Origin of the sequence: Kitasatospora sp. NPDC059088, assembly GCF_042738155.1 — a bacterium.
Lineage (GTDB): Bacteria > Actinomycetota > Actinomycetes > Streptomycetales > Streptomycetaceae > Kitasatospora.
The window spans coordinates 69,133-80,616 of sequence record NZ_JBHYGR010000031.1 but is presented as its reverse complement, the minus strand read 5'-3'; the positions used below and the strand labels follow the sequence as shown (position 1 = coordinate 80,616).

The 11,484-nt window shown below is 70.8% G+C and carries 8 protein-coding genes; all 8 read left to right on the top strand.

What is annotated here, in order from left to right; all coding sequences use genetic code 11:
- Positions 1–1,513: 1,513 nt before the first annotated feature.
- Complete coding sequence (locus tag ACFWXO_RS16760; protein WP_380524688.1) at positions 1,514–2,233, top strand: hypothetical protein; 720 nt, start codon at positions 1,514–1,516, stop codon at positions 2,231–2,233.
- Positions 2,230–2,688 (top strand): replication/maintenance protein RepL, encoded by a 459-nt coding sequence (locus ACFWXO_RS16755; protein ID WP_380524687.1) that lies wholly within the window; start codon positions 2,230–2,232, stop codon positions 2,686–2,688. The genes ACFWXO_RS16760 and ACFWXO_RS16755 overlap by 4 nt, the downstream gene beginning before the upstream one ends.
- Before the next feature lie 100 nt (positions 2,689–2,788).
- The gene (locus ACFWXO_RS16750) at positions 2,789–2,968 is read left to right on the top strand and encodes a hypothetical protein (protein ID WP_380524686.1); all 180 of its coding nucleotides are present in this window, start codon (positions 2,789–2,791) and stop codon (positions 2,966–2,968) included.
- A 164-nt stretch (positions 2,969–3,132) separates the two neighbouring features.
- Positions 3,133–5,121 (top strand): hypothetical protein, encoded by a 1,989-nt coding sequence (locus ACFWXO_RS16745; protein ID WP_380524685.1) that lies wholly within the window; start codon positions 3,133–3,135, stop codon positions 5,119–5,121.
- 197 nt (positions 5,122–5,318) lie between these two features.
- On the top strand, positions 5,319–5,558 hold the full coding sequence (locus ACFWXO_RS16740; protein ID WP_380524684.1) for a hypothetical protein: 240 nt from the start codon (positions 5,319–5,321) through the stop codon (positions 5,556–5,558).
- 232 nt (positions 5,559–5,790) lie between these two features.
- The gene (locus ACFWXO_RS16735; protein ID WP_380524683.1) at positions 5,791–7,005 is read left to right on the top strand and encodes an endonuclease domain-containing protein; all 1,215 of its coding nucleotides are present in this window, start codon (positions 5,791–5,793) and stop codon (positions 7,003–7,005) included.
- A 112-nt stretch (positions 7,006–7,117) separates the two neighbouring features.
- A complete protein-coding gene (locus tag ACFWXO_RS16730) occupies positions 7,118–7,990 on the top strand; it encodes a hypothetical protein (RefSeq protein ID WP_380524682.1) in 873 nt (290 codons plus the stop codon).
- A complete protein-coding gene (locus ACFWXO_RS16725; protein ID WP_380524681.1) occupies positions 7,975–11,484 on the top strand; it encodes a DEAD/DEAH box helicase in 3,510 nt (1,169 codons plus the stop codon). The genes ACFWXO_RS16730 and ACFWXO_RS16725 overlap by 16 nt, the downstream gene beginning before the upstream one ends.

Sequence of the window (11,484 nt, the reverse complement as noted above, 5' to 3'; positions counted from 1 at the left end):
AACCACCCCCCACCCCCAAACCCCGATTACTTCTGGTATGGTGGGCTCGGTTTTGTGTAAACCCGCCCGCCGGTGCTCCGCTGCTCCGCAGCGGAGTCGGGAGGGAGGCGCACCCCTCCGGGGTGCGAGGGGGTGAGAGTGGGTCAGTTGTTGGGTGCGGGTTGTATTTGTGCTGGTCAGAGGCTTGTGGGGTGGGCGCTCCGCGCTGGGTTGTGTTCATGGGTCCAGTGTAGCGGGTGGTCGGGCCCGGTTGGGGCGTGGCGCACGCGTGACGCTACGTCAGATTTTGCTGATTCATCATCAGTTTCAAGTGGTATAGACCTCAGAGGACTAGACCAGCATGGTAAGTGAGTGGTCCAGACCGAGAGGACCAGACCGCACCCCCGGGCCTCCGGCCCTACCCCTCCCCCACCGACCGGCCCTCCGGGCCGAAAAACCGCAGACAACAACACCCCCAACCTGCCGTCAAAAACCCACGCCACCACCGGGAAACACCCCCCACAAAACACCCCCCGGGAATTCCGAACCCACCCCGGAAAACCCACCCTCACCCCGAAAAACACCACCCCGAAAACACACCCCAGAAACCAACCCCCGCCCCAACACCCACGGCCCTCCGGGCCGACCACCACCCCAAGCCGGCCACCCCACCAGCCCGGCCCAACCCACGCCACCACCGGACCCCGACCACACCCAGCAACCCCGAACCCGCGCCCAGCACCACCACCCCGAAGACCACCAGGACCACAACCACCAACACCACCGCAGCCAGACCCACGACCACCCACCGGAACACCACACCCAGACCCACCACCCACCACCACCCCACACAGCCTCAGAACCCACCCCACAGCCCCACCACACCCCACCCAGACACCCCGCCCACCCCCACCCCCACCACACCCACGCGGCCGCCACCAGGCGGACGCAGAGCGGGGAAGCACGACTGAGCACGGGATCCCGGTGAACAGAAGGACGGCGTTGCCCAGCGCGAACGAGCAGCAGCCCTCATCACATCGGCTTCGCGCTGGGTGATGCCGGCCCGGGGCGGGGTCCAGGGGCGCCAAGCGCCCTGGTACCCCAGACCCGCGCCCGTGCTGGCCCTCGGGCCAGCGGTTGTGACCGGTAGCCGGCTCCGGACCCGCGCCACCTAGAAAGTACGGCGAAGACGTTTTACCTGGTCAGAGGCTATCGTGCGTATACGTAGCTGACCCCTGACCAGGTACACAGCGTCCCCGCCGTGTACCGACTGAGGGGACAGTAGATGGCCAAAATGTCAAAGATGCTGACAGCGAGGCAGCAAGATGGTCAAAGGTCTTTGACATTTGTGCCGCGAGCGGCACTGGCCCTGCCCGTGTCCCCTCAGGGGGAACACTGTTGGAGTCGGTGTTCCCCCTGAGGGGACACGCGACACGCGGAATGTCGTAAGGGTCCAACATTCTTGTCAAAGGGTTCTGACATACTGCTGCTCCCGCAGTGATCAACCTGAACGCGACCGTGGGAGACCCAGCCCGTGCCGACCGAGCCCGCGCGCCGCCGCCGTAGTACGCCGCGCGCCAATCCGCAGCAACCCCAGCTGCCCCTCGCCGACCCACTCAGCGCCTTCGGCTCCCCTCTGGCGCCGGTCCCCCACACGCCCGGTCTTGACGATCTGGCAGAGCGCTATCCCGACCGCAAGGTCTCCGTAAGTGCCCGGCACAAGCCGTTGGAGATCTACTCGGGCCAGCCCAACCAGCAGGGGTCCTTCTCGCTCGATAGCCAGGAGTTCTTTCTGGTCATCGCCCAGTTCTTCCGCGAAGCCCTCCCCCTCAGAATCATCATCCTGATGATCGCCTGCCAGCGGGCCGGCGGCGTGATCGAGCTCACCCAGGAGGAGATGGGTACTGTCCTGGATATCACCCGCCCGAAGATCAACGATGCTCTCCAGGAGATCATGGAGCACGGGATCGTCTACAAGAAGCGGCCCGGCGTCTACCAGTTCAACCCCCCGTACTCGTACCGGGTGGCCGAGTTCATCCCCGCGACCGAGAATCAGCCGGCCCACATGGTTCGAGTCGAACAGGCCGATAGGATCTCCGAGATCCGGGGCAACACGGGACTGCCGGACCGCGTTCGGTTCCCATCGTTGGACGCGATGCGCACCGCGATCGAGGAACTGCGCAAGACACGGGCTGAGGAACGGGCAGCGCGCCGCAAGGCCCGGCAGGACAAGGAGAGGAGCACCACCTCGTGACTCTGCACTTCGCAGCTGTCAACGCGGACGGCGTAGTCGCTGACTTGGACATGGGACCTGCGGCCTACCGAATCCTGCTCAAGCTCCGGGCCTACAGCGAGCCGGGCGGACGCCTCGTCCAAAACCAGGACGAAATCGCTAAGCTCGTCAAGATCTCCCGCGCCACGGTGATCACCGGGATGCGCGACCTCGAGCTCGCCCATCTCGTGAAGCGCGTCAAGAACGGCACGTACCAGCTGAACGCCATGATCGCGCCATATCGCAGCCCCGAGGACTGCGTCGCCGCCATCGCAGTCATGCCGGCCGAGCACCGCCTCGACCACCCCGACTTCGTCGCCGCCTACCAGCGCGCCGCCGCGGCATACAAGGACCAGCTCGCGGAGCAGCGCAAGAAGAGGGCGAAAGCGAAGACCCGCAAGGCCGGCAACATCCGCATCCTTCCCGCCGTCGGCTAGCTTCGCAGTCCCCGCCTGGCGGACCGATGAGGTTCCAGCCAGCCTGGTGGAGCGAAGTTGACGATCCGGTGGAGCGGCACCCGCCGACCCGGCTACGGTCATGCCGATCAAGCCCGGTGATCGTGCAGGCGGCGGCGAGGTCGACGAGGGCGAGCAGCAGCGCGACGTCGTCGAAGGCGTTGTCGAGCGTGTGGTCTACGTGCGCAAGGACGGCTTCACCCTCGTGCGGTTGCACACCATCTGGCATGAGCTGGCCTGCACGACCTGGGGCCGACGGTGACCGCGCTGTTCCGCGGCCCCTGACGCCTTACCCTGCCTCGCCGGGGCCCGCCTCCGGCGCTCAGGCGTTTCCACCCGCCCCTCCAAGCGGGTGACAGCCTGCACTTCACCCGCACCCGACTCGTTGCACCCGGTGACCCGATGCTCCAACCGGCGAGGTACCGGATGCCCTTCGAGCTGGTCCAGCCCTCGTTCAGGACCGAGCTGCACGCCCAGTGGTCCGCGGTCTTCGACCTGCTCGAGATCCCCTGGGTCTACGAGCCGACCACCTTCACCGGCGCCGACGGCCGCACCTTCACCCCGGCCTTCTGGCTCCCCCGCGAGCGCCTGTGGCTGGATGCGCACGAGAGCGAATCCGATTACCTCGCCGACGGCTGGCTCGGCTGGTGGCGACGGTTCGCCGCGGCCTGCGCCGAGGCACCGTACGACGAGGCCGACCAGGACCTGCACCCGGCGGAGTGGACCACGCCCGTCGAGATCCCCGACGAGTGGCACGGCACTGCTCTCCTCGCCCTCGGGCCCATCCCCTCACGCTCCTACGCTCACCCCGGCGACCTGTGGCACGCTCACCCCGCCGGCGGCATGTACGTCCACGACGACGACCACTACCAGTGGGTGATCTGCCCCGCCTGCGCCCTCCCGAACGTCGCCGCCTTCGGTGACCCGGCCGAGCTCCCCTGTGGCTGCGTCGTCGACGGCGGGGACAGCGCGGTTGACCCCTGGCTGATGGACGCCTTCACCGCCGCTGAGATCGAACCGGTTCACCCCACCGCCGACTTCACCCGCGCCGGTGGCTGGCCCGCCGGCCACCGGGTGTACCGCACCGCCCTGGTCCGCCAGACTGGTGCCGCCCTTGCCGCGCAGCGGTGCACCCGAACCTGCCGCTCCCTCACCCAGGTGCTGCGCGACGAAGCCCCCGCTGACGCCTGGATCGAGGCCGGCCCCGGCGACACCCTCTGCGCCAGCTGCCCCGGCTTCGTCTGCGCGGCCTGCGGCGAGCGCCCCGCCCCGGCCGACGGAGAGCAGTGCCGGGTCTGCGATCCGGTGTTCCTGCTGACGGACGCTCACGCCCGTCGGCACCTCAACGACCTGGCCACCGAGCTCGGCCGGCTGCTCCGCCAGCCGCTGCGGGTGATCCACCCCCAGATCAACCAGGCCATGGGCGTCCGACGCCGCTGGGAAGCCGACCTGGAGGACCTGGTGGTCGGGATCAACCAGGCCGAGCAGTGGCTGGCCGACCCATCGACGATGGTGATCCCGGCCCCGGTGCTGCGCGAGGAGGAGATCGCCCTCCTCGACGTGATGGAGGCCCGGGCCGAGGTCGCTCTCCGCGTCGGCCGGCTCAGCAAAGCCGTCGGCGAGCCGATCCCGTTCGTCCAGATCCGGATCAACGAGGCGGTCGGCGCCCCGACCCGCGAGGACATGGACCAGGACCAGGCCCGCGACGCCCTCCGGCAGGTCCAGCAGTGGCTGCGCAGCCCGGGAACCTACCACCAGCCCGTCGCCGAGGTCGCCCAGGAACCGCCCGCGGACTGGGTGCCCGGCGTTCTGCCCGACCCGGCAGCGACCCGTGCCGCGACCGAGGGGGCCACCTGCGACTTGTGCGCCGGTCCGGTCCCCCGGGGCGCGCTCCTCGGCCGCCCTCCGCGCCCGCAGAACCAGCAGGGCGTTGCCCTGGGCTGGCTCTGCGGCCACTGCCTCACCGACCGCAGGCTCAAGCCCCGCCGCAGGGACCTGGTCCTGCGGATCTTCCACGCCGTGTTCCTCGGCAGCGGAATCCGCTTCAACCTCTACGAGGCCGAGGAGCTGGCCACCTGGCTGGAGGAGACATCCGGCCCAGCCGACGGACGTCCGTCGGCCGACGCACCGGAGCTGGCCGGCATCATCGCCCGGCTCCGCGAAGTCGTGGCCGCCGAACACGGCACCATGCTCTCCCGGGACGCCGGGCAGTCCATCGTGCAGCATCTGCGGGCCGGACTCGGGGCCGGCCCGGAGCTGGAGGAGATCCTCGACGCCACCGCCCAGCACTTCCGAGATTGGAGCAGCGGTGGGACCCCCGCAGCCGGCTCCCGGTGGGCCGGGCGCCGCGAGATCCTGCTCCAGACCCCGCACCCCACCCTGCTCTCCGCCCGGGGCGGCCCGTTCGCCCTCTAACGCGATGCCGCTCGTACAGCGACCCCGGAGCTGGCGGAGCAGCCGCTCTTCCGTCCGGCCGGTAGGGTGATTCCGCGTTCTCGCCGCAGGACCCGACACGGTCCTTCTCTGCCCCCTGAAGATCAGTCGGCGGCCGAGCACCGGCGACCGGCGAATGATCGAGGAGCCCGGCTCCCAGAAACGCGAGGAACTCCGCGATGAGCGAGGACACAGCCGTTTCCCCGAAGTCTCGCGGTCCCATCGAGATCAACGCTTCCTTGATCACCAGGCGGGACCTGTCGTCCAGCGAGCGGGAAGTGCTGCTGCACATCATTGGGTCCGCCCCGTTCGACCCCGTCGTCCCTTGGGTCCAGAGGGCGCTGAGGGGACTTCAGGAGAAGAACCTCGTCGTGAAGACCGCTGACGGCTACCGCGTCGCCCCGGAAGTGGCCCTCTAACCCTCCGCGTCGGCGAGAGGGCCGTACCGGTTTGGCGGCCGGGACGAACGCCCTGGTCCGAACCGGCGGGCAGCCAGGTCGCCGGTTCGGCGGGTCATCGCCCGCACCCGGACCTGCTCCAGCGTCCGGGATCGCGGCCTTCAACAGCATCTGGATGGCGAGGTCGACGTCACCATGCACCAGCTCGACGTCGACCTGTCGGTTTGTCAGTGCGTGCTGGCACCCTGCCCCCGTGCTGATTCCCCTCGCCACCGCCCAAGCGACGGCCGCGTCCGTGCTGACCGCGCCCCCGTTGCGCTTTGCCGCCGCCGGTCTTCACTCCAACTTCCTCCGTGACACCGGCTACCTGTACCTGGGCGCAGCGGCGTTGCCCGGCGTCAAGCGCAGCGGGGTGTGGCACGTCGACGAGGCCCAGCTCGACGGGGCTCTTCGGGATCTTGCGGCGGTTGCCGCGGCACCGGGCCGGCTTGTCCCCCTGGGGCTGCCGTGGACGGAACTGAACCGGGGCTGCCGGTTCGACGACGACTGGCGCAGGGCCGTCCAGGGCGAACTCGTCGACAGGGCCGCGCGAGCCCGCCGCCGCGCTCCCGTAGCCGATCTCCTCGACGTCGGGCTCGACCGCGCAGCACAGCGCCTGGCCGTGAAGGAGCTCAACCGGCTGCTGCCCAGCGCCCGGGAGCCTGACGGGCGCGACCCGTTGGTGGTGGCCGGCGTTGTCGTCATGGACGTGGTCCGGCGCCGGGCCGGGGTGTGGAGCATCCCCGAGCGGTGGGCGGCAGTCCTGGACCGGTGGCGCGCCGAGCACCTGGCGTTGCTCGCCCGGGCGCGGCGGTGCGCCGGGTGCGGCACCGTGGGCAACCGGGACCAGCAGCACGACTGGCGGTCGTCCGGCGCGGAGGGCTGGATAACCCAGTGCCCAACCTGTGCGAGCGGTGAGCACCACTTGTACGGGGGGTCGATGCGGGGCGTGCGGTACACCAGCGAGCGGCGGCGCGCGTCGCGCGCCGACCGCTACCTCTGTGTGGTGTGCGGCCTGCGGCAGGCCGCCGTCTGGGACCACTGCCACGAACCCGGGCACGACCTCGTCCGCGGTCCGGCGTGCGCGAGCTGCAACCAGGCCGAGCGCACCAGCAACGGCCTCTGGCGGACCTTCTGGAACCACGGCCCGGCGGTGCGGCACCTGCTGGAGTGCGACGGCTGCCGGACCGCCACCACCCTTCCGCGTCGGCATCTATCCGCGCTGGCAGCCGCCCGGCTGTGCTCCACCGCGCGGCACGATCGGTGCGCCGCCGAGCCCTCGGCGACACTGGAGCAGCTGCCAGAGGGCGGCTTCCGCTCCCGGCTGGAGTGCACCGCCCATCCCGGCAGGGAGGTCCGCTGGGAGGAGACCATCGACGCCGAGAAGGTGACGCGGTGGGTGGCGGAGCTGGCGGCCGAGTACTCCTGACCGCGGCAGCGGGCCGGGGCTCTTCGCCGGTGACTGCCTGCTGCGGTCGGTAGGGTGGCTCCGTGGCCTCGCCGCAGAACTCGACACGGCCAGGATCGGGAGGTGGGGGCGGGTGGCGATACCTGCGCAGCAGGCGATGGAGCACGCCCAGGCCGTCGGAGGCCGCTTGGTCGACCTCACCAGCCGAGAGCTCCGCGGCGAGCAGCAGGTGTGCCGCTGGGAGTTGGTGGTGACCATCGGGCAGGAGCCCGAGGACCGCGCGGCGGCGGCCTGGATCATCGCCGACGAGATCATGAAGGCCCGCACCGACCTCGACGATCACGGCTACCGGCTGTGGCGCGAGAACGTCCTGGCCGAGACCAAGCTGGCCGGCCCCGACCGCGAGCACGTCCTGCTGCACGCGAGCCCGGTGTTCGAGGCCAACGACGCCACCGGCGTGACCGGATACGTGGGTGAGTGGCTGTGGTACCTCCTGACCCGGGACCTGCCGCCTGAGCCGGGGCGCAGCGTGGAGATCCTGGATCCGCCGAAGTCGGCGGTGAACGACGGCGGGCCGGACGGCCTGGTGATCCACCGCGTGCCCGGCAGCGAGCTGGGGTTCGTCTTCCGGCTGTGGGAGATGAAGAAGGTCACCGGTGCGACCTCCACGGCGGACGGCACGATCCGCAAGGCATGGAAGCAGCTGAACACCGAGGGCGCCCGGTACATGGGACAGTTCTCGTGGGGCGGCCGGGAACTCGCCGCGGACACCAGGGTGTTCGTCAGCTCGATGCCGAGGCAGTGGGTGGAGCGGAAGGCGTCGGGCAACGGCGGCGTCAGCATCGCGCTGAACGCCGCGGACACGCCGGCTACCGCCTTCCGCCTCTCCCACACCCACTTCACCACCCACACCCACCCGGGCGCGCTGCAGGGCCTGGTGGTGGCGATCGAGGACCTTGAGAACTTCGCGAAGGACGTGAGGGGGTACGTGTGGAGCGGACTCTAGACCCGGAGGTGCTCGCCTCGGCACTGGGCGAGTACCAGCCGGGCGGCGTCCTGCCCAGCGCGCAGGACCTGCTCGCGGCGATGACCGAACTGGAGGTCGCCGCGTTCCGCGGCGACCGCGAGATCGGGCCGGAGACCCTCGCCACGGCGTGGTACCTGCACGGGATCGCCGCCCTCGACCCGCAGACGCCCGACTACGACACGGTGCGTGTACGGCGGGCCTTCGCCACCAGCGCGCACCTGATGGACCTCGCCCTGGGCGACGAGCGCCGGCCGGCGGCCGAGCGGCTCCAGATCGCCTTCGCGGCGCAGGCCGGGTACCGGCGCAGCGAGCAGGATCCGAACGCCACCGCCGTCTACCGGCAGGTCCGCGATCTCGTCGACATCACCGGTGAACTGCGGCTGCACATCGGCACCCTGGCGGTGGAGGCCGGTGTCGTCTTTCTCGGCTTCGAACGGCCGGAGCTGGGCCGGGCGCTGCGGGTGTGGCGGCGGCAGCTGCGCGAGGTGCGGGCGGTGATGCGCCGCGAGTCCCTGGCGCGGACCATGTACGGGCCGGCGGAGGCCGTCGTGGAGGCGGTCTTCCACCTGTACCAGTTCCTCGGCTTCGGAGAAGAGCAGGATCTGCTGGCCGCGCAGCGGCTGCTGATGGACGTGATGACGGAGACAGCGGGCCGGGGCGACGGGCTGGCGCGGTGGGTCGCCGCGCACCTGTTCCAGCTGAGCGGGGAGATGGCGGACAGCAGCCTGTACCAGCTGCTCCCCCCGGGCACTCCCCCGGCGGTGGCGCGCAGCTTCGCGCTGTCGAAGCCCCCGGTGATGACTCTCTGGCCGCCGCAGCGCCAGCTCCTGCAGCTGGAGCGCGGCAACCCGCTCGACCCGGCGACCTCGCGCAGCCTGATCAGCGTGCCCACGAGCGCCGGCAAGACGCTGATGGCGCAGTTGGTGATCTGCTCGCACCTCGCGCAGCGCCCCGGGCGGGTGGTGTACGTGTCGCCGATGCGCAGCCTGGGTCGGGAGATGCGATCGGCGCTGCGCGGCCGTCTGCGGGTGCTGGGCCGGCGCCTGGCCGCGGAGCAGCCGGAGTTCCCGACGATCCCCTGGTCCTCACCTGCTGAACCGGACGGCGGGGACCTGGAGATCGTCACCCCCGAGCGGCTCATGCACATGATCCGCAACAACCCCGGCGAGGCGCTGGAGGACGTGGGCCTGGTCGTTGTCGACGAGGCCCACCACCTGGGCCAGGGACAGCGCGGCTTCGTACTGGAGAGCCTGCTCGCGCTGCTGCAGGCCCGCGCCGACATCCGGCTGGTCCTGCTGTCCGCGGCGGTCGGCAACAAGGGCGACATCGCCTCGTGGCTGGACCCGACGCGCCCCGAGCGGGAGGTCTACTTCACCGACACCTGGCGGGGCCCGCGCCGACTGCACGGGCTGATGTACCCGAACCTGATGGAGGACCAGGCCGAGCTGACCGAGCAGCCGGCGACCGCGACCCGTCCCGCGAAGGTGATCGCCACCGTTCCGGTGGAGGCCCTCTTCGCCGTCCGGCCGACCTCCTCCTCCGCCATCAGCGTGCTGACCACCGGCGAGGTGGGCACCCGGCGCTACCCCGGCCGCAACCCCCGCCGATGGAACTCCAGGACCGTCCTGCCGAACGGGATCGCGAACTACAAGGTCTTCGCCGCCGGTGCCGCCGAACTCACCGACGCCGGCAGCGTCCTGATGGTCGTCAGCACCAGGCGACGGGCCCGGGACACCGCGCTCGCCATCGCCGACCACCTCCCCGAACGCCCCCAGGCCGCCGCGCTGGCCGACTACCTCGGCGAAACCCTCGGCCAGGAGCATCCGCTGGTGCGCTGCACCCGGCACGGCGCCGCCTACCACCACGGCGCCCTGCCCGAGGACGTCCTGCACGCCGTCGAAGGCGCGCTGCGCCGCGGCGACCTCCTGGCGATCGCCAGCACCAGCACCCTCACCGACGGCGTCAACCTGCCGGTGCGCACCGTCATCGTCGATCACAAGGTCGACGGCGACCGGACCGACTACGAGGGCGAGCGCGCTCTGTCCTCCGCCGAGCTCCTCAACGCCATCGGCCGCGCCGGGCGCGCCGGCCGGGAGAGCGAGGGCTGGATCTTCCTGACCCGCCCCTACGAGCCCCGGCCAGCCGCGTTCGGCATCCTCGACCCCGACCCGCAGCAGCTGCGCGTCGTGTCCACGCTGCTGACCGAGGACGCGCTGGCCGATCTCGCCGCCGCCGAGGAGACCCTGCGCAACGACGCGGACGGCGTCTTCGCCCTAGCGGACGGCGCCGCCGCGGATTTCGCGTCGTTCGTCTGGCTCGTCCTGAACCTCCACGCCGCCGCCACAGTGCCGCAAGGGGAGCCCCTCGACGCCCTGGACGGGCTGTTCGCCCTGTCCCAGCCCGGCAACGGGGCTACCACCAGCCGGTGGCTCCAGCTCGCGGACCAGGTCGCCACCGAGTTCGAGCGCACCGACACCGACCGGGCCAGCCGGTGGGCCGCCACCGGCACCAGCCTGGGGTCGGCCCGCTACCTCGACTGGCTCGCCAGGCACCTGGCCGTGCTCCTCAACCAGCACGCCACCGAGGACACCACATGGGTGCAGCTCTCCCCGCCCGAAGAGTGGCCGCTGCACCGCACCCTGGACTTCCTCACCGAGCACGAGGTCTTCGACCGCCTCCTCCAGCACTGCCCCGAGGTCACCCCGACCTGGGGCTTCAAGGACAAGGAGACCCGGGGAACGGAGATGACCGTCCCCATCGCCCCCGCGCTGCGCGAGTGGATCTCCGGCACCGCCATCCCCGACCTCGCCCGCTCCTGGCAGCCCGGCGTCCCCGCCGCCTGGGCGCTGGACCAGGCCGTCCGCAACATCAGCACCGCCTTCGGACACGCCCTGAGCTGGACCGTCGGTGCCCTGATCAACCTGGTCAACACCAGCCCCGCGCTCTCCCCCACAGCGCCCCGGCTGAACACGCACACCGCCTGGCACATCCGCCACGGCGTCGACACCGAGCAGGCCCTGACCCTGCTCACCTCCGGGATCACCTCCCGACGCATCGCCCACGCCCTCGGCCGCGACGCCCAACGACTCGGCTACCGGTCGGATGCGCTGCGGCAGTGGACCGCCCAGCACCACATCGACGGCTGGATCTCCCAGTACAGGGCGGGCGAGTACGAGGTCCTGGACCTCCTCGACTACGTCCGCACCCCCGCCGACCTGATCAACCGGCTCATCGACGGCAGCGACGCCACCACCCCGCTCACCCGGTTCGTGACCGGGACTCCCGACGGGCCGGTCGGCATCGCGCGGCCCAGCGAAAGCCGCCCGACCATCCGCGTCGGCCGCGACGGGCGCACCGTGGCGACCGTACCGTCCGACCGACACCTCGACGTCCTCGCGATGCTCGACAGCGGCCTCGAACTCGACCACCGCCTCCACAACGGACAACTCGTCACCACCAGGCGCAGCCGATAG

Excerpts from the sequence above, each read along its gene's own strand:
- ACFWXO_RS16750 (WP_380524686.1), top strand. The coding sequence starts at position 2,789 with ATGCCGATCAAGCCCGGTGATCGTGCAGGCGGCGGCGAGGTCGACGAG.
- ACFWXO_RS16745 (WP_380524685.1), top strand. The coding sequence starts at position 3,133 with ATGCCCTTCGAGCTGGTCCAGCCCTCGTTCAGGACCGAGCTGCACGCC.
- ACFWXO_RS16740 (WP_380524684.1), top strand. The coding sequence starts at position 5,319 with ATGAGCGAGGACACAGCCGTTTCCCCGAAGTCTCGCGGTCCCATCGAG.